The organism is Streptomyces sp. NPDC051776, assembly GCF_040681345.1.
Taxonomy (GTDB): Bacteria; Actinomycetota; Actinomycetes; order Streptomycetales; family Streptomycetaceae; genus Streptomyces.
In genome coordinates this window covers 1-21805 of sequence record NZ_JBFAYQ010000034.1, presented here as the reverse complement: position 1 = coordinate 21805, position 21805 = coordinate 1, and the positions used below count along the sequence as shown (strand labels likewise).

At 72.3% G+C, this 21805-nt stretch carries 12 protein-coding genes; 7 read left to right on the top strand and 5 right to left on the bottom strand.

Annotated elements, in window-relative coordinates; genetic code table 11:
• Nucleotides 1–374: 374 nt before the first annotated feature.
• Entirely contained in the window at nt 375–1601 is a 1227-nt protein-coding gene (locus tag AB0M26_RS23355; RefSeq protein WP_365263759.1) for an STAS domain-containing protein, read from the bottom strand.
• A 398-nt stretch (nt 1602–1999) separates the two neighbouring features.
• Between AB0M26_RS23355 and AB0M26_RS23350 the strand changes: the two genes are divergently transcribed.
• Nucleotides 2000–2122 (top strand): hypothetical protein, encoded by a 123-nt coding sequence (locus tag AB0M26_RS23350; protein WP_365263758.1) that lies wholly within the window; start codon nt 2000–2002, stop codon nt 2120–2122.
• Between the two features lie 111 nt (nt 2123–2233).
• Here AB0M26_RS23350 and AB0M26_RS23345 read toward each other — a convergent pair whose 3' ends face one another.
• Nucleotides 2234–3523 (bottom strand): helix-turn-helix domain-containing protein, encoded by a 1290-nt coding sequence (locus AB0M26_RS23345; protein ID WP_365263757.1) that lies wholly within the window; start codon nt 3521–3523, stop codon nt 2234–2236.
• 257 nt (nt 3524–3780) lie between these two features.
• Nucleotides 3781–4554: a thioesterase II family protein gene (locus AB0M26_RS23340; protein WP_365263756.1), complete on the bottom strand. Its 774-nt coding sequence runs from the start codon at nt 4552–4554 to the stop codon at nt 3781–3783.
• 384 nt (nt 4555–4938) lie between these two features.
• Between AB0M26_RS23340 and AB0M26_RS23335 the strand changes: the two genes are divergently transcribed.
• From AB0M26_RS23335 to AB0M26_RS23310, 6 genes are all read left to right on the top strand, one after another.
• The gene (locus AB0M26_RS23335) at nt 4939–5790 is read left to right on the top strand and encodes a metallophosphoesterase (protein WP_365263755.1); all 852 of its coding nucleotides are present in this window, start codon (nt 4939–4941) and stop codon (nt 5788–5790) included.
• Between the two features lie 119 nt (nt 5791–5909).
• Nucleotides 5910–7400 (top strand): NDP-hexose 2,3-dehydratase family protein, encoded by a 1491-nt coding sequence (locus AB0M26_RS23330; RefSeq protein WP_365263754.1) that lies wholly within the window; start codon nt 5910–5912, stop codon nt 7398–7400.
• Nucleotides 7384–8163, top strand: coding sequence for an NAD-dependent epimerase/dehydratase family protein (locus tag AB0M26_RS23325; RefSeq protein ID WP_365263753.1), 780 nt, complete (start codon nt 7384–7386; stop codon nt 8161–8163). Before AB0M26_RS23330 ends, AB0M26_RS23325 begins: the two co-directional genes overlap by 17 nt.
• A gap of 78 nt (nt 8164–8241) precedes the next feature.
• Nucleotides 8242–9207, top strand: a complete 966-nt coding sequence (locus tag AB0M26_RS23320; protein ID WP_365263752.1) for an ATP-binding cassette domain-containing protein — start codon at nt 8242–8244, stop codon at nt 9205–9207.
• A gap of 3 nt (nt 9208–9210) precedes the next feature.
• Nucleotides 9211–9969 (top strand): ABC transporter permease, encoded by a 759-nt coding sequence (locus tag AB0M26_RS23315; RefSeq protein ID WP_365263751.1) that lies wholly within the window; start codon nt 9211–9213, stop codon nt 9967–9969.
• 143 nt (nt 9970–10112) lie between these two features.
• Nucleotides 10113–10889 (top strand): FkbM family methyltransferase, encoded by a 777-nt coding sequence (locus AB0M26_RS23310; protein WP_365263750.1) that lies wholly within the window; start codon nt 10113–10115, stop codon nt 10887–10889.
• Between the two features lie 188 nt (nt 10890–11077).
• On the opposite strand, the gene AB0M26_RS23305 is transcribed toward AB0M26_RS23310, so the two are convergent.
• Both AB0M26_RS23305 and AB0M26_RS23300 read right to left on the bottom strand, forming a co-directional pair.
• A complete protein-coding gene (locus tag AB0M26_RS23305; RefSeq protein WP_365263749.1) occupies nt 11078–12136 on the bottom strand; it encodes a ketoacyl-ACP synthase III family protein in 1059 nt (352 codons plus the stop codon).
• A 58-nt stretch (nt 12137–12194) separates the two neighbouring features.
• Complete coding sequence (locus AB0M26_RS23300; RefSeq protein ID WP_365263748.1) at nt 12195–21794, bottom strand: type I polyketide synthase; 9600 nt, start codon at nt 21792–21794, stop codon at nt 12195–12197.
• Nucleotides 21795–21805 lie beyond the last annotated feature (11 nt).

Sequence of the window (21805 nt, the reverse complement as noted above, 5' to 3'; positions counted from 1 at the left end):
CTCCGTACCGCACTTCCGCCGGAGCAGCAGCCCCCGGCCCGGCGCCGTACGGCACTTCCGCCGGAGCAGCAGCCCCCGGCCCGGCGCCGTACGGCACTTCCGCCGGAGCAGCAGCCCCCGGCCCGGCGCCGTACGGCACTTCCGCCGGAGCAGCAGCCCCCGGCCCGGCGCCGTACGCATGCACTCTGTGCGCCCGGCTCGTGCCCTGACCCGATCGGGTACGACCGGAGCCGCGGGTGTTGTCACGTAACGGTGGACAGTGGGGCGCTTGAGCGCATCGCGGCACGGCGACCGCGCCGACCGGCTGGACGTACACGTGACCGTGTACGGACTGCTGGCCTTCAGCGGCCGGTCGTGCTGCGGACTGCTGGCGCTCAGCGGCCGGTCGCGCTCCGGTGGAGGTGCTCGAGAGCGTCCCTGACGACCGTGTGCTCGTACCACTCCAGCCACGTGCCCACCTGCGAGCCGATCGTGGTGAGCCGGCGCTCCTGGCCGTTGGACAGGGGCCGGCCCGGGCGCGGAAGGTGCACCGAATACACCCCGAACACCCGGTGGGACCTCCCGGCCATGGGGATGCTGTGCACGGTCCGCGACTCGGCAGCCAGCAGCACCTGGCGGCTCGGCTCGGGGTAGACGGGGTCGGTGGCGACATCGGCCATCACGTACTGCCTGCGGGCCGCTGCCTGGAAGCAGGCGGTCCGCTCACCGTCGACATGGGCGAAGAAGTCCAGGAAATCCTGGTCGAAGCCGTGGTGGTGGTGCATCTCGAGGGCGCCGTTCGCGCCGGTGAGCTGAAGATCGCCCATCTCGCTGTCCGCGCAGGTGAGGGCTTCGGCCAGAAGGGCCTTGATCGTGGCGCTGTGGCCGGCGCTGTCGCCGCGGAGGAACCCGAGCGGGGGTGGCGACGTACGCTGCCGCCCCACGAACCACACCGCGCTGTCGTCGTCAGGGCCGTCGAAGCGGACCACCGCCTCCGCGATCGTCCGCAGCTTCACATTGAACTGCTGCGAGGCCCCCCGCATGAGTGCGAACGCGGCCTCACCGCCCTGCAGTCGGTATCGCTCCTGCAGGATGCCCTGCGCCTGGGCGATGAGCGGGCGCGAGCGGACCTGCCTGCGGAGGTCGCGGATCTCCTGGTGCAGCCGGGCGGCCTCCGCCGCGCCGTCGGGCATCACCCTGACGCCGTCTACCGACTCCGGGGGGCGGGCCGCGTGCGACGTGGATGATCCGGTGACCCTGCACGCGGCGACGGCCGCATCGACGCTCGCGAAGACGTCCAGGGCCTGCGTCGCCTGTGTGACCTGCAGGATCTGTATGACGAGAGGGGAGGGTCCGGCGAGCAGCAGGCGACGCCCCTGCTGGGCCAGCGCCTCCGCGTGCTCCAACAGGGCGCGGACCCCGGCGGCGGACAGCAGCGATACGTCGCTGACGTCGATCACCACATGCGCGAAGGTGCCGTCATCGCCCGCCGTCAGGGCTTCGCGGAGGATGCGCTCGTTCGCGACGTCGACGCAGCCCGTCGCGCGCAGCAGCCTGACGTGACGCGCATCCGATCCGAGTGGCACCGCGTGCACCTGGAGCGGGGAGACATCGAAGGACATACCACACCTCCCGCAGGCACCCGTACACCCGCAAAGTCCACCAGATCATCTGAGGCTGCCCCGGTCAACAGACTCCTGTGGCGAGGTACGGACGCCGCGGTGATCGACTGCTCTCGTTCAGTGTCCGGCGGGATCGCCGTACGAACCCGGGTCGGGCGTTCGGCCCCCTCCTGCCAGTGCACCCGGCAGATGAGGCGGCCCGGGCCGTACGGTTCCGGGGCGCGGCGTCGGCCGGTTCGGACAGCAGCCGACGGCGCTTCCACCCGCCGTCATTTCTCGCCTCCTATGGTGGGCTCCGTCGTCGCATCCGAAACAGGGAAGGCCCTTCATGGGGGTGGGAGTGTCACACCCCGACCTGGGTATGCGGTCCTTCACCGCCCGGCGCGATACCGCTACGAATGGGCGGTAAGTCGGCAAAATCCCTTGAGGAGAGAGGAGACGGCATGTCGTCCAAGCGACGCCGCAAGAAGAAGGCCAGGCGGAAGAACGCCGCCAACCACGGCAAGCGCCCTCAGTCCTGAGCATGAGGGCCCCCGCCGCGACGGGGGCTCTGGTGCCCGGTGCTGAGACTGAACACCTGCCCCGACCGAGCACCTGCCTCGACCGAGCACCTGCCCCGGAAGGGTCCCTGATCACGCGGTGTCGGGAAGGGTTCTGGCGAGTTCCAGTGCCATCAGCAGCTCCAGGGGATTGTCCCGGGTGGAGGTCGGCAACAGCTCCTCCGCACGCCTGACCCGGTGGGTGACGGTGCTGCGCGCCACGAGCAGCCGGTCCGCGGCGCAGCGGAGGCTGCGCTCCGTGGCGAGATAGACCCGCAAGGTCTCGCGCAGCTCCCTCATCCGTGAGTCGCGCGACGCGAGCGGCCCCAGAATCTCGGGGACGAACCACCGGGCGTGCTCCTGGTCGGCGCTCGCCAGCGCGGCGAGCCGCACCTCTCGGTAGTCGCACACCCAGTCTCCCCGGCCGAGCCGTGCCATCCGCTCGGCCTCGCGGGCACCCATGTGGCTGCGCCGCATGCCCGCGGGCCCGTGCGCGGGCGGGCCGAGTGCCAGACGCAGCCCCTCGAAGGGGCCGAGACCGGCGCGTACGGTGTCGGCGAGGAAGGCGTCGGCATCCGCGGGCAGGGCGAGCCACAGCCAGACCGTGTCCTCCCCGACCGGTACCGTCAGCAGTTCGCGGGCCACTGCCGTACGGGCCAACTGGTCCGCGAGCCGGTGCAGCCGATCGGCCGCCGTGCGGGGCCCGGCGGAGTGATCGCACCACAGGATCGCGGCGACGTGTGTCCGCGTGAGGTCGTACCGCAGACGGCGGATCGACGTCTCCTCATCGATCCGCCGCCCCGCGACGATGTCGTCGACGATGTGGCGGCGGGCCGCCTCATCGCTGCCGCGCCAGCGGTCCCTCTCGGCGATGTACTCCTCGGCCATGAGGCCGGCGTGCGCGTCGGCGTAGTGGCACAACAGCTCGTTGAGGCGCCGCAGTTCGGCCGGATGCCGATCCTCGCCGACGTATCGCTCGACGGCCGCCGTGAGCTCCTGGGCGAGGTGGGCGTGACCCAGCCGTATGCCGCGGAGGACCCGGTCGAGCGGAATGCCGCGGCGGGCGAATTCCCGGTCGCCCTCCAGCGCTTCCTCGGTCATGGCCGACACGTCACCGACTCCCTCGTACAGGAGGTGCCGCAGCGCCGCCAGGACGAGGGATTCGGTGGAGCGCCGCAGGGTGCGCAGTGCACCGTGGCCCCCATCGTGCTCGGGCATCTGCTCCATGATCTCGTCGGCTATGGCGTCGGCGGTGCACAGCGCCCATTGGGTGGGGCCGCGCCCCAGTAGGGCTTCGGCCGCGGCGACGGTCGCCGGTGAACTCGAAGGCTCGACCGGGTCGGCCACATGCGGCCGGAGCTGCAGAAGCCACTCACGTGTCACGCCGGGTCCCATCTCGTCCGCCGCCCGTTCCGGACCGACGAGGCGGGCAGCAGCGGCGACGGTCCCCGACCGCCGCGCCGGGCCGGACGGTCCGCAGCCGCTCGCGCGGGCCCCGGTCCGTCGGCTCGACCACCGCCCTTGCCCCGCCACCGGAGTCGTTACCGGAACGCTGGCGGGGCGTCAACCGACTGCGTGAGCCGAGTTCCGAGGAGCGGGCGATGGGGAGGAAGGTGGCCTGAACTCTGCGGCCGCGAAGGTCAGGCTCTCTGCGGTGCGGCATTTCCGGCGAAGTGCTTTTCGAGCACCTTCATCACATCCGCGGCACGGCTGTTGAGGTAGAAGTGTCCGCCGGGGAAGGTCCGCAGGTCGAAGGCCGCCGTGGTGTGCTTCCCCCAGTCGCGGGCCTCGTCGACCGACGTCTTGGGGTCGCGGTCCCCCACCAGCGCGGTGACCGGGCAGCCGACCGTGACGACCGGCTCGCATTGGTAGGTCTCCACCGCCCGGTAGTCGCCGCGCAGCGCGGGCATGATCATCCGGATCAGCTCCTCGTCGCCCAGCAGCCGGTCGTCGGTCCCGCTCATCGCCTTGACCTCGGCGATGATGCCGTCGTCGTCGCGCTGGTGCACGTTCTCGTCGCGGTGGCGTGAAGGGGCGCGCCTGCCCGAGGCGAACAGCCGTACCGGTCCGGTGCCGTCCCGCTCGAGCCGCCGGGCAACCTCGAAGGCGACCAGCGCGCCCATGCTGTGTCCGAAGAAGGTCAGCGGTCGGTCGTCCCGGTCGCGGCGCAGTACTTCGTGGACCCGGTCCGCGAGTGTGCCGATGTCGTCGATCAACGGCTCGAGGCGACGGTCCTGGCGCCCCGGGTACTGCACGGCGACCACGTCGACGCGCGGGCTGAGGGCCGTGGAGACCGGGAGGTAGTAGCTGGCCGAGCCACCTGCGTGGGGGAAGCAGATCAGGCGGTCGGGGGCGTCGGGGGCCGGGTTGAACCGGCGGCACCACAGGCCGTCGTCGGCGGGGGAAACGCTCACGCTGCTCGTCCGTCCTCTGTTGGCGGATTCCAGTGGGTCCGGAGCACTGGCTTGCTTGTTTCGGTTCGGTTGTGCCGGTTCGTGTGCCGGTTCGGTTGTTCCGGCTCGCCGGCACCGGCGTGCTGCAGGGACGCGCGGCCACCGCTTTCTGCCGATGTGCGGCCACTATCCGGCACTCCTGGACCCCGTACGGCTGCAGACGGTCAAAGTCTGGGCGTTTCCCCTGTTCTTGGCCTCGCGGTGCGGGATTGCGTTGTGCGGCCGGCCCGGGCAGTGGCATAAATCGGAACGCCGGACGCGTATCGAGGCGCCGGACGCGCAGCGAGGAGTTCCCATGCCCACCACCACGGGTCGGCGGCCCGCGCCCAGCGAGGCAGCGACGCGGTGAGCCGGGTCACGGGCGGCAGGCTCTTCGCGGTCGGTGACCTGCACGTCGCCTACGAACAGAACCGTGCGGTCGTACGGGACCTGCGTCCCACCGATCCCTCCGACTGGCTGATCGTCGCCGGTGACATCGGGGAGCTGACCGCGGACGTCGAGTGGGTGCTCAGGCTGCTGGCCGACCGGTTCGCGACCGTCGTGTGGGTACCGGGCAACCACGAGCTGTGGACACATCCCGACGATCCGGTGGACCTGCGTGGCGAGGCCCGCTACCACGCCCTGGTCGAGCTGTGCCGGTCGCTGGGGGTGCTGACCCCGGAGGACCCGTACGTGCAGTGGCCCGGCCCGGACGGACCGGTGGTGATCGCCCCACTGTTCCTGCTGTACGACTACTCGTTCCTGCCGCCGGGCGCGACCGGCACCGCCGACGCGCTCGCCCGCGCGGAGAAGGCGGGGGTCGTGGCCACCGACGAGTTCCTGCTGCACAGCGACCCGTACCCGGACCGCGCCGCCTGGTGCCGGGCCCGGCTGGCGTACACCCGCGAGCGGCTGGACGCCTGCCCGCCGGACCTGCCGACCGTGCTGGTGAACCACTTCCCGCTGATCCGCGAGCCCACCCGCATCCTGCGGTACCCGGAGTTCGCGCTGTGGTGCGGGACCACCGCCACGCACGACTGGCACCGGCGCTACCGGGCGGCCACCGTCGTCTACGGCCATCTGCACATCCCCCGCACCACCTGGCACGACGGGGTCCCGCACCGAGAAGTGTCCCTGGGCTACCCCCGCGAGTGGCAGGCCCGCGGGATGCCCGATCCGCTGCTGCGCGAGATCCTCCCCCGGCGAGGTGCCCGGTGACGCCGCCGACGCGCCGGCTGCCGACGGAGGCGCACCGCGGACGGCGCCGCTGCCCGAGGTGCAGACCGCACGGTCCGCGGCAGGAGCTGCGGACCGACGATCCGATGTGAGAGGCAGCGATGCCCCGACTCAACGCGACCGGGCCGACGCCCGACACCGATGCGCTCCTCGCCGCACGGCTCGCGGTGTCCGCGAGCGCCGACGGCGGCGAGGCGATGTCCGACGTCGGGTTCTTCGCATGGCTGGACGAGCGCCGGCGCAAGCACAGCCAGGAGGTGCGCCGCACCACCTTCGCCGAGCTGTCCGGCTGGCACTTCGCCCCGGACACCGGTGACCTGGAGCACCGCAGCGGCCGCTTCTTCGCGGTACGGGGGCTGCGAGTGCGCACCGACTTCGGTCCGGTCCCGGAGTGGAGCCAGCCGATCATCCGGCAACCGGAGATAGGCATTCTGGGCCTGGCGGTTCGCGAGATCAACGGCGTGCTGCACTGTCTGATGCAGGCCAAGTCCGAGCCGGGGAACGTCAACGGGGTGCAGCTCTCGCCGACCGTGCAGGCCACCAAGAGCAACTACACCAGGGTGCACGGAGGTTCGTCGGTGCCGTATCTGGACTGTTTCCGCGAGCCACGGGCCCGGGGCCACCGGGTGCTTGCCGATGTGCTCCAGTCCGAGCAGGGGTCGTGGTTCTTCTGCAAACGCAACCGCAACATGATCGTCGAGGTGGGCCCGGAGGTGGAAGCGGGCGAGGACTTCTGCTGGTTGACGCTGCGTCAGGTCAATGGGCTGCTGCACTACGAGAACCTGGTCAACATGGATGCCCGCACGGTGCTGTCCTGTCTGCCCGACTGGCACCACGCCGCGCGCCCGGCCCCAGGCATCCACTCCGATGTCGCGGTCCGCAGCTGGATCACCACGCAGCAGAGCGAACGGGAGGTCAGCGCGGCCCTGTTGCCGCTGCGCGAGGTGGAGGGGCGCGGCTGGTACCGCACGGAGGACCGCATCTCCCACGAGCGCGGCCTCTTCTTCAGCATCGTGCCGGTGGACGTCGTCTCCATCCGGCGCGAGGTGGCGTCCTGGTCGCAGCCGCTGCTCGAACCGCACGGCACCGGGGTGGTGGCGATGCTGATGCGCCGGATCGACGGCGTACCGCACTGCCTGGTCCACGCACGGGTGGAACCGGGCTACGTGGACGTCGTCGAACTCGGCCCCACCGTGCAGTGCACGCCGGAGAACTACGCCCATCTGCCCGCGGACCGCCGCCCCCGTTTCCTCGACCTGGTGGAGGCCGCCCGCTCGGAGCAGATCCTGTTCGACACCGTGCTGTCGGAGGAGGGCGGCCGGTTCCTCTTCGCGCAGAACCGCTATCTGATCGTCGAGGTGGACGACGGCATCCCTGGCGATGTCCCGGACGAATACCGATGGGTGACGTTGCGTCAGTTGGGCGAGCTGCTGAAGTACAGCCACTACCTCAATGTGCAGGCGCGGACCCTGGTCGCGGCCCTGCGCACGGTTACGGGCATCGCCGACGGCCTGCCCGTGGCCGGGTTCGGGCTCCAGGATGTCGGCAGGATCCTTCCGGGCATGGGAGCCGGTCGTGCGGATCATCGGTGACGGATTCCTGGGGCGCAATCTGGCCGCCGCGTTCGGCGAGCGCTTCCCGGACGTGACGGCCGTCGCCTGCGGGGTGTCCAGCACGACGACAGCGGCTCTCGCCGAGTACGACCGCGAGGCCGGCGTCGTCTACGACGCGCTGGAGACGTGCCGGCGGGAGGGGCTGCGTCTGCTGTTCTTCTCCACGGCCTCCTTCTCCATGTACGGCTTCCCCGACGGCGAGGCGGCCGAGACGGATCCCGTACGGCCGCCGAACGCGTACGGGCGGCACAAGCTGGCCCTGGAGACCGTCGTGCGCTCCTCGGGAACCGAGCATCTGATCCTGCGCCTGAGCCATGTGGTGGGCCGCCACCAGCGGCCGCATCAGCTGCTGCCCACGCTCGTCCGGCGCATCGGAGAAGGCGAGGTCACGGTCCATCAGGGTGCCCACCGGGACCTTCTGGACGTACGGGACCTGCTGCATGCCATCGGGCGGCTGCTCGAAGACGGGGTGACCGGTGAGGTGCTCAACGTGGCCTCCGGGATTCCGCAGCCCGTGGACGCGATCGTGACGGCGATCGAGCGGCGCCTGGGCGTGACGGCACGCCACGTCCACCGCCCCGGCTCCCCGGCCATCACGCGTGCGTCGGTGGAGCGACTGCGCGGATTCGTACCGGACTTCCGCTCGGCACCGGATCCGGAGTACCTGGGCGCCCTGCTGGACGCCTATCTGCCGTACTACACGGCCCTGTCGAAGGACCTGGCGGGACTTCCCGGCCGGTGACGTGCGCCGACTGCGAGAATCCCTAGACATCTCCCTCGGGCGCGGACTGAAGCGCTTCGTCCGCCTAGCGTGTGCCGCATGATCGAGCTTGTGGGAGTGACCAAGCGGTACGGCGAGAAGGTGGCGGTCGACAACCTCACGTTCAAGGTCCGGCCCGGTTGCGTCACCGGATTCCTCGGCCCCAATGGGGCGGGCAAGTCCACCACGATGCGGATGATGCTCGGTCTCGACCGCCCGACCTCGGGTCACGCGCTCATCGACGGCAAGCCCTACGCCCGGCTCCGCAAGCCGCTCCGCCACGTCGGGGCCCTGCTGGACGCCAAGGCGATGCACGGCGGGCGCACCGCGTACGAGAACCTCAGATGTCTGGCGCTCACCAACAACATCCCAGTGTCGCGGGTCGAGGAGGTCCTGCACGACGTCGGGCTGGGCAAGGTCTCCAAGAAGCGGCCCAAGGGCTTCTCCCTGGGCATGGGGCAGCGGCTGGGCATCGCGGCGGCGCTGCTGGGCGATCCGAAGATCGTGCTCCTGGACGAGCCGGTCAACGGTCTCGATCCGGAGGGCATCCACTGGGTGCGCACCCTCATGAAGCGGCTGGCGGAACAGGGACGCACGGTCTTCGTCTCCAGCCATCTGATGAGCGAGATGGCCCTCACCGCCGACCATCTGATCGTGATCGGCCGCGGGAAACTGCTCGCCGACACCAGCATGCAGAACTTCATCGACAGCAGCTCCCAGTCGGTCGTACGGATCCGCACTCCCGAACCGGAACGACTCCGGGACGCGCTCGCCGCGTCCGGTATCACCCCCGCCGAGGACGGGGTCGGCACGTTCGAGGTGACCGACGTCCCGGTGGAGTGGCTCGGGGAGCTGGCACTGCACCACGGCATCCTGCTGCACGAGCTGAGTCCGCAGCACGCGTCTCTGGAGGAGGCGTTCATGGCGCTCACCAGCGATGCGGCCGAGTACCGCACCGAACCGGCCGCCCGGGCCGCGTCGAACGGCGGCCGGCCGGCGTCCCATGCCGGCGGAAGGGGGCGCTGACCGATGCCCGCGTCCCTGCGCTCCGAGTGGGTCAAGCTCTCCACGGTCCGTTCCACGGGGTGGACCCTGTTCGCCGCCTTCGCCGTCACCGTCGCCTTCGGCACGCTGGTGAGCGCACTGTCCAACGCCAACTACGACGACCTGTCCCGGCAGGAGCGGCTCACCTTCGACGCGGCCGGCACCAGTTTCACCGGAGGCATCCTCGGCCAGCTCGCGATGATCGCGTTCGGGGTCATGGTGATCGGCTCCGAGTACAGCACCGGCATGATCCGCAATTCGCTGACGGCGGTGCCGCGGCGCGGCGTCTTCTACCTCAGCAAGCTGACGGTGGCGACCTTCGCCGCCCTGGTCGTCGGCATGATCACCAGCTTTGTGACCTTCTTCGCCGGCCAGGCCGCGCTGGGTTCGCACAGCACGACGCTGGGTGCGGACAATGTGCTGCGCGCGACGCTGGGTGCGGGGCTCTACATGGCGCTGATGGCCGTGTTCTCGATGGGCGTGGCCACGATGCTGCGCAGTTCCATGCTGGCCATGGGCATTCTCATGCCGCTGTTCTTTCTCGTGACCCGCATTCTCACCTCGGTGCCCGGTGCCAAGAAAGTCGCGCATTACCTTCCCGACCAGGCCGGCGAGGCGATGGCACGGGTGGTGGCCAAGTCCGATGTCCCGTACGGGCCGGGCGGCGGTCTCACCATCATGCTGCTGTGGGTGGGTGCAGCGGTGATCGGCGGCTACATGGTCCTGCGCAAGCGGGACGCCTGAAACGGCGGACGATCGGCGAAACGGCGGACGAGCGGACCGGCGACCGGCGACCGGCGACCGGCGACCGGCCTGGAAGTCTAGGAGATTGCCCGCACTCCGCGGGCCACACTGAACGCGGCATTCCACGGCTTCAGGGAGATTTCATGACCGACATCAGGCCCGTTCAGGTAGCCGAGGGCGTTTCCGTCGTCGTCCCGCAGACGGAGGGCGCACTCTTCTCCGAAGTCGACTTCATCTACAACGAGATATTCGTCGAACGCACCTATCTCAAGCACGGAATTCAGCTCTCCGATTCCTCGCGGATCGTGGATGCCGGTGCGAACGTCGGCCTGTTCTCCCTCTTCGTCAAGCGGGAATTCCCCGGCGCGAAAATCCTGGCCTTCGAGCCCATCCCGGCCATCCACCAGGCGCTGCTGGCGAATTTGGACAGCCACGGCGCGAAGGACGTCGAGGTGATGCGCTCCGCGCTGGGCCGCCGTCACGAGGACCGGGTCCGCTTCACCTTCTATCCGTCCCTGCCCGGCAATTCGACGCGCTACCCGGAGCAGAAGAAGGTCGGTCAGGAGCTCACGGTGGAGCAGATCGGCCAGGAGGCCCTGGACCGCATCATGGCCGGCATCGAGGTGGAGGCCGAGGTGAACCGGCTCTCCGACGTGCTGTGCGGATGGGCTCCCGAGGGTCCGGTCGACCTGCTGAAGATCGACGTGGAGGGCGCGGAACTGGAGGTCATGGAGGGCCTGGACGCGGCGGACTGGCGGCGGGTGCGCCAGGCCGTCGTCGAGGTGCAGGACCTCGACGGCCGCCTGGAGGCGGTCCGGGGCATCCTCGACGCCCAGGGTTTCGCCGTGACGGTGGAGAGCGCGGCGAACCTGCCGGAGGTCTTCCGCTACTCGATGGTGTACGCCCGGCGCGAGGGGTGATGCTGCGGGGCCGCTCCGGCCCCCGGCCGCCGCGGCCCGGCGCGGAAGCGCCCTCCCGGCACGGAAGACCCGGCACCTCCCCCTCGCGGCCGGGTCTTCCGCCGTTCCGGCATCCGACGGCGCCGGCCGGGCCATCGGAGGGCCTTGCCCCCGTCACCCGACGGCGCGGCCCCCGGGTCTGCCGGCTTTCAGGACACCGGCTGCTTCCGGGCCCAGGCCGGGATCTCCAGGATGGTGAGGACGGCGGATGTGGACACCCAGCCGGACGCCGACGTCGTCATCAGGATGTGGTCCCCGGGGGACAGCATGCCGTTGAGCAGCAGGTGGTTGAGGGAGACCGCCATGTCGCAGGCGCCCATGTGGCCGTACTCCTTGCCGAAGTCCCAGGTGGAGCGGGACATCGGCAGGCCCAGCGGCTGCATCTTCGTCTGGTCGATCATGCGGGAGTCGCTGTTCGCGGCCACCACCCAGCGCAGGTCGGCCGCGTTCAGTCCAGCGTCCACCAGTGACCGGTGCACGACGTTCAGCTCGAAGTCGTGGATCATCTCCATGCACTTGTCCAACGGCATCACATGCAGGTTGAAGTAGGACAGCAGCTCCATGGTGCTGGACGCCTTGCGGTCCTCTCCCCGGAAGGGCAGCAGCGACTCCTCGCCGCGGTGCCACTGCTCCAGTTCCGGCAGGGTCCCGGAGTTCACCGCACGCACTGCGGCGAAGCCGCCCTGGCCGCTGAGGAGAACGGCGGCACCGCCGTCGCTGGCGGTGAATCCGGTGCCGAATCCCGTCCAGCGGTCGATGAGGGGGCTGGTGAAGTTCTCCGCGGCGGTCACGAGCGCGTTCTCTGCCCCGGCGGCTCCCGTCAGCTGCCCGACTGCGATTTCGATACCGGCCAGCAGCCCGTTGGAGTGCTGGCGCACGTCCGTGCTCGGCACTCCGCTCGCACCCAGCTCGCGCAGCACGTAGCCGGGGGCGTAGAACCCTTCGGGGCCGTGCTGCACGGCGGTGCAGTGAACGTGGAAGTCGAGGTCGTCGACCTCGACCGCCGACCGGCGGAACGCCTGCCGGGCGGCGGACACCGCCATGTCCAGCGCCGGCAGGTCGTCAGCGATGTACGCGGCGGTGAGCCCGGTCCCGTACTGGACGGAGAACTCGTCGTAGAGCCCTTCCTCGACCGCCTGCTCGACGCTCACCCAGCGGTCCGGGATGTAGGCCCCGACCGTGTCGACATAGACACCGTCCGTCTTCATCTGTCGTGGTTCTCCTCGGGTGTCGTGGCATGTGCGGGATGAGGTGCGGTCACGGTTGTCATGGGCGCAGGATCTCCTCCCTCAGGTGGGTCGCCAGCCGTTCGGGGGTGTCGACATCGAACAGCACGGCGGCGGGCAGTCTCAGGCCCGTGGTCTCGCGCAGCCGGTTGCGCAGTGCGAAGGCGGTGAGCGAGTTCAGGCCGATGTCCCGGAAGGGTCGCGTGGCCTCGACGGCCTCGGGCGAGGGATAGTCGAGCACCGCCGCCACGTCGGTGCGCACCAACTCCATGAGGACGGCGTCGCGTTCGGCGTCGACGAGCGGTGCGAGCCGGCGCCGCAGTGCACTGAGGGCTCCCTCGGGCCCCCGCTGCCCGACCCGCCGCCTGGCCGGTGGTGCGGCGAGCCCGCGCAGGGGCGCGGGCAGGGTGTCGGTGCCGGCCCCGCCGGCGAGGGCGGCCGCGTCCGGGCGGAGCAGGACGGCGGTGGGGGCGTCGAGGGCACACGCGGCGTCGAACAGGTCCAGGCCCGCGGTGTGCGCAAGTCGCCCCACCCCTGCGGGCGCGCGCCACGCCGCACCTCCTTCGATGTCCCAGGGTCCCCATGTCAGCGACATCCCCGGCAGTCCCGCGGCACGGCGTCGCGAGGCGAGGGCGTCGAGGAAGGCGCCCAGGGCGGCCTCGCCGCCCCGTCCGGCAACGCCCAGCGTGCCGGCCGCGGACGAGAGGAAGACCAGGGGGATCGCGGCGGCACCGCTGCCCCCTTCCGTGAGGTCGGCGAGGTTCCGGGCCGCCCGCAGCTCCGTCTCCAGGAGCTCCTCCTCCGCGTCCGCTCCGCCCCCGGGCTCCGGCACCTGCGCCGCGTGCACGGCTACGGTGAGCGGATGACGGTCGGGCACCGACTCGAGCAGCGCGGCAAGGCCCTCCCGGTCGGCCGGATCGCAGTCGGCGAACGTCAACTCGGCACCGAGGGCGGTCAGTTCCGTCTCGAGTCGGGCACGCTCGTCGCTGTTCGCCGGGGCGGCGAGCAGTAGCCGGCGCGCGCCCCGCCGCGCCACCAGATGCCGTACGACCGCGGCGCCGGCCGGCCGGGTGGCACCGGTCACCAGAACCGTGCCTGCCGGGCCGGGAGGCAGGCACGTGGCACCGGCCGCACCCGTGCCGGTCGGCACGGCGGCGAAGCGCGGTACGTGCACGGCTCCATCGACCAGGGCGAGTTGGGGTTCGGGCGTGGCCATCGCGCCGGGCAGGGCACGCCACGAGGCACGGGTGCCGTCCAGGTCGGCCAGGACGAGCCGGCCGGGGTCGACCTGCTGTGCCGAACGGATCAGGCCCCATACGGCGGCGGCCGCCGGGTCCGGAGCCGCGGCGCCGTCGACGGCGGCGAGCGACCCCCGGGTGAGGAACACCAGCCTGGCGTCGGCGAACCGCTCTTCGGACAGCCATTCCCCGACCACTTCGGCCGCCTGCCGGACCAGTTGGGCGGCGGTGGCGTCCTCCGGCCCGGGCACACAGCCGACCAGTACGGCCTCGGGCGGGGCGACCCCGGAGTCCACCGCCTTCAGAAGGCGGCCCAGGGTGTCGTACGCCTCGGTGTAGAGACCGGCCTTCATGAGGGCCGCACGTGCGCCGAGCATATCGGTGCCGACGATCACCCAGCGGGGTCTGGCCTTGGGGGACTCGCACGGCACCTCGGGCCATTGCAGCCGGAGGAGCGGTCCGTGCTGGGCGGTACGGGCGCCGGTGAACCGTGCGGGATCGGCGGGGCGGAGCCGGACCGAGCCGATGGAGGCGACCGCCAGTCCGGTGTCGTCGGCCGCCTGGACGGCGACGGTGTCCGTGCCGGTCCGGGTCAGCCGTACCCGGAGGGCCGTGGCGCCCTCCGCGTGCAGCGCCACCTGGTGCCACGCTTCGGGCACCGGGGGTGGGTCCGTCGGCGCGTCGTCCTGCGCGGGGGCGAGGGCACGCAGGGCGGAGTCCAGCAGGGCCGGGTGCAGGCCGTACCGGGCGCCTTCCGGCCGCTGTTCGGCGGTCAGCGCGACCTCGGCGAACAGCTCGTCACCACGGCGCCACAGACCGACCAGTCCCTCGCCGCCGGGCGTGGGCGTGCCGTCGAAGGCGACCGGCTCCGCCTCGGCGGGCGGCCAGATCTCCAGGTCGAAGGGGGCCGCGCCACCGGCTGAGGACAGCACTCCACGGGCATGGCGGGCCCAGGGTGCGCTGGGCAGGGCGCCCGCGGGCCGGGAGTGGATCCGGATGGGCCGCTCCCCCGAGGCGGCCGGTTCGCCGACGGTCACCCGCAGCCGGAGTTCGTCGCCCTCGGGGAGGATCAGGGGGCCCTCCGCGGTCAGTTCGGCGATGCGGTCGCAGCCGACCCGGTCGCCGGCCTGCACGGCGAGTTCGACGAGCACCGTCCCGGGCACCTCGGCAGCGCCCGCGACCGCCTGGGCGGCCGCCCACGGCCGGTCGGCGCGGGACAGTGCGCCGGTGAGCAACAGCTCGCCCCGCTCGGGCAGTTCGACGGCCGAGTCCAGCAGCGGGTGCCCGTCCCCGCCCGCACCCGCCGGCCCCGCGGCGGGCTCGTCGGCATCGCGCCCCCGAGCGGGGATCATCCAGTAGTGGCTGCGGTGGAAGGCGTACGTGGGCAGCGGCACCCGGCGGGCTCCGGTGGGTGCGAACACGGCGTCCCAGTCGATGGCGACGCCCCGGACGTACAGGTGCGCGAGCAGCGACGTCGGGTCGAGCCCGTCCGGGCCGGTGAGCGACACCAAGTCCGCCTGCGTACCCGGTTCGGCAGGGCTGCCTTCCAGGTCCGCGCCCTCGTCCGGCTCGCTGTCGCCGGTGAGGAGTGCGGCACCGAGGACGACCATCGTGCGGTGTCCGCTGTCGAGCAGCGTACGCAGGGCCTGGCCGGTCCGGCCGGGTCCGCCCGCCAGGTCCGCGGCCCACCGTTCGGCGTCGGTCCCCTCCCCCGCCTCCAGCCAGTCGCCGGACACAGCCGAGCAGAACGGCACGTCAGCGGGGCTGAAACGGACCGTCGGCAGACCCGCGTCGGTGCCGCCGCCGTGGTGGACCGCGAGCCGGGCACCGGTCTCCAGGGGCAGCAGCCCGGCGGCGCAGGCCGCAGCGATCTCGCCGTCCCCCTGTCCTGTCACCGCCGCCGGCTCGACGCCGTACGCGCGCAGTTGTGCGGCCAGGGCGACGGCCACCGCCCAGCCGAGCGGCACGGCGATCCCGGGCCGCCGCTGCCAGTCCGGCTCGGTGCGTCCGGCCAGGACGTCCGCGGGGGTCCAGTCGACCAGTCCCTGCAGCGCTCGTCCGCAGGCCGCGAGCGTCTCGGCGAACACCGGGGCGGATCCGGCCGGCGGGGCGGCGCTCGCGGTCCACCCGGCGTCGGCGGGCGGGAAGGCGAGCACGACGGGCGGCTGTTCGGCGCCCGGCCGGGCGGTGCCGCTGATGACCGGTGTGTCGGGTTCGGTGCCGTCCGCGAGTGCCTTCAGGACGCGCAGTGCGGTGTTGCGGTCGGACACGGTCGGCACCATGCGGTGGTCCAGGGCGGAACGGGTGGTGGCCAGGGACAGTGCCACGTCGTCCAGCCGCGGTGCCGGTTCGTCCGACAGGAGGGCGTGCAGGCGGGCCGCCTGTCCGCGCAGCGCCTCGGGGCTGCGGGCGGACAGCGGCAGCGGGATGCGGCCCGGCAGCAACGGGGCCCCGGTCCGGGTGCCGTCGGCGGCCTGGGCAACGACAGGGGTGTCGGTGCCGCCGATGGCTGTCTCCCCGTCACGGGGCGGCTCTTCGATGATCACGTGGGCGTTGGTGCCGCTGATGCCGAAGGAGGAGACGCCGGCCCGGCGCGGTCGGTCGCCGGGCTGCCACGCCACGTCGTCGCGCAGCAGCTCCACACCGCCCGCCGACCAGTCGACATGCGGGGAGGGCCGTTCGGTGTGCGGGGTACGGGGCAGAACACCGTGCCGCATCGCCATGATCATTTTGATGATGCCGCCCGCACCGGAGGCGGCCTGGGTGTGACCGACGTTCGCCTTCATCGAGCCCAGCCACAGCGGCCGTTCGCGGTCCCTCCCGTAGGTCGAGACCAGCGCCTGGGCCTCGATCGGGTCGCCGAGCGGGGTGCCGGTGCCGTGGGCCTCCACGGCATCCACGTCGGCGGCGGTGAGCCCGGCGGAGGCCAGCACCTGGCGGATCAGCCGCTGCTGGGCCGGGCCGCTGGGGGCGGTCAGCCCGTTGGAGGCGCCGTCCTGGTTGATGCCGCTGCCCGCGATCAGGGCGAGGACGGTGTGGCCGCGCCGCCGGGCGTCGGAGAGGCGTTCCAGCAGCAACAGCCCTACGCCTTCGGCCCAGTTGGTGCCGTCGGCGTCGGCGGAGAACGGCTTGCACCGGCCGTCCGGGGCGAGGGTGCGCTCCCGGCTGAAACCCACATACGGGTCCGGCTGCGACATGACCGCCACACCCCCGGCGAGCGCCAGGTCGCAGGCGCCCGCGCGCAGTTCCTGCGCCGCCAGGTGCAGGGCGACCAGGGAGGAGGAGCAGGCGGTGTCCACCGCGACCGACGGTCCCTCCAGGCCGAACGCGTACGAGACCCGGCCCGCGGCCACGTTGCCCGCCGTGCCCATCTGCATTCCGGACGCGTAGTCGTGGTAGGTCACGCCGGCGAACACGCCGGTGCGGCTGCCCTTGAGGGACGCGGGGGCGATCCCGGCCCGTTCGAACGCCTCCCAGGCGGTCTCCAGCAGCAGCCTCTGCTGCGGGTCCATGGCCAGCGCCTCGCGCGGCGAGATGCCGAACAGCTCGGCGTCGAACTCGCCGGAGTCGTACAGGAATCCGGCCTCGCGGACGTACGTGGTGCCGGGACGGTCGGAGTCCTCGTCGTACAGTGCATCGAGGTCCCAGCCACGGTCGGCCGGGAAGGGCCCCAGCCCCTCGCCGCCCGCTGCGACCAGCCGCCACAGCGCTTCGGGCGAGTCGGCTCCGCCGGGGAAGCGGCAGCCCATGCCGACGATCACCACCGGATCGTCGTCGGGGACGACCGTTCCGGTACGGGCGGGCACGTCGTCCCTGTCGCGCTGCTCGGCATCCACGCCCAGTTCCGTGGCCAGATGACGTATCAGGGCGCCGGAGGTCGGGTGGTCGTAGACGAGGGTGGCGGGCAGGCGCAGGCCCGTCTCCTGGCTGAGCCGGTTGCGCAGATTGACGGCGGCGAGCGAGTCGAAGCCCAGTTCCTTGAACGGCTTGTCGGAACCCACCCGGTCGGAGCTGTCGTAGCCGAGCAGCGCGGCGATCTGCCCGGTGACCAGCTCGGCCACCGCCCGGTGCCGCCTGGCCCGGGGCAGCGAGGCGAGCCGCCGGGCGAATCCGCCGTCCGGGCCGGCTCCTGTGCCCGCGTCGCGGCGTACGGTGACCCGGAGCAGTCCGCGCAGCAGGTAGGGCAGTTCACCGGCTTCGGCCCGGGACCGGAGGGCGCCGGTGTCGAGCCTCATCGCCAGCAGCAGCGCCCGGCCGGAGGCGGTGCCGGCGTCGAAGAGGGACAGGCCGTGTCCGGCGGAGAGCGGGATGACGCCCTGGGCGGCCATACGGGCGGTCCGGGTGCGGTCCAGGGTGGCCGTCATGCCGCCGAATTGCTCCCACGGCCCCCATGCCAGTGAGGTCATCGGCAGTCCGGCGGCGCGGCGATGCTGGGCGAGGGCGTCGAGGAAGGTGTTGGCGGCGGCGTAGTTGGCCTGCCCGGGGTTTCCGAGCAAGCCCGCCGCGGAGGAGAACACCACGAAGGCGGAAAGACTTTGATGGCGCGTCAGCTCATGCAGATGCGCGGCGGCGGCGACTTTGGCGCGGAAGACGGTGTCCAGGCGCTCCGGGGTGAGAGAGGTGAGCAGGCCGTCGTCGAGGACACCGGCCGTGTGGACCACGGCGGTCACCGGGTGCTCCTCCGGCACCGCGGCGAGGAGGGCGGCCAGGGCGGTGCGGTCGGCGACATCGCACGCCTCGACCGCGACCTCGGCGCCGAGCGTGATCAGTTCCTCGCGCAGTTCGGCCGCGCCCGCCGCCGCGAGGCCGGACCGACTGACCAGCAGCAGCCGCCGCACGCCGTGCTCGGTGACCAGGTGCCGGGCGGCCAGGGCTCCGAGACCGCCGGTGCCGCCGGTGATCAGGACAGTGCCGTCCGGTCCGAACGGGGCCGGCGCTTCGCCGGGAGTCGGCGGTCCCTGGGCGGGACCCGGCGCTTCCCGGGCGGGGAACGGCAGTTCTTCGGCGAGTGACGCCGGTTCCCCGGCGGGGCGCGCCGGTTCCAGGGCGGGGCGCGGCGCTTCCTGGTCGGGGCGGAGCACGTCCTGGTCGGGGCGGAGCACGTCCTGGTCGGGGCGGAGCACGTCCTGGTCGGGGCGCGGCGCGCGGACCACGCGGGGTGCCAGCAACAGGTCGCCGCGTACGGCGAGTTGGGGCTCGGCGCACATGAGAGCGGACGGCGGCAGGGCGTCGGCCCTGTCGCGGTCGATGAGCAGGAAGCGCCCGGGGTGCTCCGACTGGGCCGTACGCACCAACCCCTGTACAGGGGCGTATGCGAGGCCGGACACGCTGTCGTCGGGGGCTGCCGCAACGGCGTGGCGGGTGAGCACCGCCAGCCGGGACCCGTCGAGGCGCTCGTCCGCCAGCCACTCCTGGAGGGTGGCCAGTACGCCCGCGGTGGCCTCCTGCGCCGCCGCGGCAAGTCCGTCGCTGTCGTTGAAGCCGTCGGCGGGACCGTCGTTGTCGGAGGAGCCGTCGCTGTCGGCGGAGCGGTCGCTGTCGGCGGAAACGCCGGTGGAGCCGACCGGCAGCAGAACCGTCGCGGGCGGTGCCCCTCCCTCGTCGAGTGAGGCCCGCAGGGCGGCGAGGTCCTTGTGGGCACGGACGGGAAGGCCCAGTTCGGTGAGATGGCCGGCGAGGCTCGCGCCGTCCGGGCCCAGCGCCGCCCAGCCGCCGTCCTCCCGCCCGGCAGCGTCTGCGTCCGACTGACCGGACACGGGCACCCAGTCCAGTACGTACAGCCCGTCGACCGGTCTGCCATCGGCCAGTTCCGCGGCGGGGACGGACGTCAGGGTGACGGTGTCCACGTCGGCCAACGGCCGGCCCTGAGTGTCCGTCAGGGCGAACGAGACCCGGTCCGTACCCGCACCGCCGACCCTCAGCCGGGCGGTCACCGCCCCGGTCGCGTGCACGCTCACCCCGTGCCAGCCGAGGGCCAGGGCGATCCGGCCCTCGTCGGTCTCGGGCGCCGCCGACAGAGCGGTCTGCACGGCGGCGTCGAGCAACGCGGGGTGGAGGCCGAAGGCTCCTGCGTCCTGGCCGCGCAGCTCGTCCGGGACAGCGAGGTCGGCGAACAGGTCGGTGCCGTGGCGCCACAGGGCGCGTACGGCGCGGAAGGCCGTGCCGTAGGAGTGGCCGCGCAACGACAGCAGGTCGTACAGGCCGTTCACATCGGCCGGTTCGGCGTTCTCGGGCGGCCAGATGCCGGTGTCCTGCGCATCTCCGGCAGGCTGTGGGGCTGTGGTCAGGATGCCCTCGGCGTGGCAGCGCCAGGGCTGGTCGCCCTCGTCGTCGTCCGGCCGGGAGTGGACGGCCACCGTCTTCCGTCCCGTGTCGTCGGCGGCGCCGACCAGGATCTGCATCCGCACCGCGCCGCTCCGGGGCAGCGATAGCGGTTCACGCAGGCTCAGTTCTTCCAGGACGGTGCAGCCGGCCTCGTCACCGGCCCGGACGGCGAGTTCGACGAGGACGGATTCGGGCAGCAGCGGGGTGCCCGCCGTCTCACGGTCGGCGAGCCAGGACTGCGACCGTACGGAGAGCCGCCCGGTGAGCAGCATGCCGCCGGCGTCGGCGAGTTCGACCGCGGCCCCCAGCAGCGGGTGCCGGGCGGCGCCGAGGCCCGCGGCTCGGATCCCGGCGGCGCCGGACGGCGTGGCGGGCAGCCAGGCGCGGCGCCGCTGGAAGGCGTAGGTCGGCAGCGGCTCGTGCGGTACGGGCGGGGCGCCGGCCCCGGTGCCTGTTCCGCTGCCGCTGCCGCTGCCATCTGTGCTGATGGTGGCGGTGCCGGTTCCCGTGAGGTGTGTCGTCCAGGCGACGGGTGCTCCCCGCGTGTGCAGCGCGGCGAGAGCGGCCTCGAAGGCCCGTGGCCCGGACTGGTCCTTGTGCTGCGCCGGGACGGCGAGCACGTCGTCCTCCGACGGCAGGCTCTGCGCCGCCAGCGCGGAAAGCGTGCCGTCGGGGCCGAGTTCGAGGCAGCGCGTGACACCGAGGCCGCTCAGGGTGCGGACTCCGTCGGCGAAGCGGACGGGGTGTCTGACGTGCCGCACCCAGTACTCGGAGTCGGTCAGGTCGTCGGGGTCGGCGGGTCGGCCGGTGAGATCCGACACGAGGGCCAGGCGCGGCGGGTGGAACTCCAGCGACTCGGCGACGCGCCGGAAGTCGCGCAGCATCGGTTCCATCAGCGGTGAGTGGAAGGCGTGGCTCACGCGGAGCGCGGTGACCCGGTGGCCCTGCGCCTTCGCCTGCCCCGCGATCTCCTCGATATCTGCGGCGACTCCCGCGATCACCGTGGTCCGCGGCCCGTTGACGGCTGCGATTCCGGCCCGCTCGGTACGCCCTTCCAGCAGTGGCAGCACCTCGTCCTCGGGGAGCTGCAGGGAGACCATGGCGCCGCCCTCCGGGAGCGCCTGCATCAACCGGCCGCGCGCCACCACCAGGCGGCAGGCGTCGTCCAGGGACCACACCCCCGCGACATGCGCAGCCGCCAGTTCGCCGATGGAATGGCCGAGGAGGACGTCGGGGCGTACGCCGAAGGACTCGGCGAGCCGGAACAGGGCGACTTCCAGGGCGAAGAGGGCCGGCTGCGCGTAGGCGGTGCGGTTCAGCAGTTCGGGGTCCTCCCCGAACGCGACCTCTTGGAGCGGCCGTTCGAGGGTGGTGTCGGTCTGCGCGCACACCTCGTCGAAGGCATCCGCGAACACCTCGTACGTGTCGTACATCTCCCGCCCCATGCCAGGGCGTTGGGACCCCTGTCCGGCGAAGAGGAAGGCGGTCCGGCCGGATCCGGATGCGGAGCCCGTGACCAGGCCGGGCCGCGTGCGGCCGGCGGCCAGGGCGTCCAGACCGTCCAGCAGTTCGTCGTGGCCGGTGCCGAGCACCACGGCCCGCTCCTCGAACACGGACCGGGTGGTGAGCAGCGCGGCGGCGGTGCGCGCCGGGTCCGTCCGCGGGCGGGACCGTACGAAGCCGGCGAGCCGACGGGCCTGATCGCGCAGGGCCGCGGGGGTGCGGCCGGTGACCACCCACGGCACCGCCGTGGACGGCAGGCGCAGAGCGGGCGGCACGGAGGCGGGGGCGCCAGGATCGGGGTCCGGCGCCTCGGGGGCCTCCCCGAGAACGACATGCGCGTTGGTGCCCGAGACGCCGAACGCCGACACACCCGCCTGCCGCGGCCGGCCCGCCACCCGCGGCCAGTCGGTGGTCTCATGGACCAACCGGACATCCCCCGCCGCCCAGTCCACACGCGAACTGGGCTCGTCGGCGTGCAGCGTGCGCGGCAACATCCCGTGCCGCATCGCCAGCACCATCTTGATCACACCCGCGACACCCGCAGCCGCCTGCGTATGACCGATGTTCGACTTCACCGACCCCAACC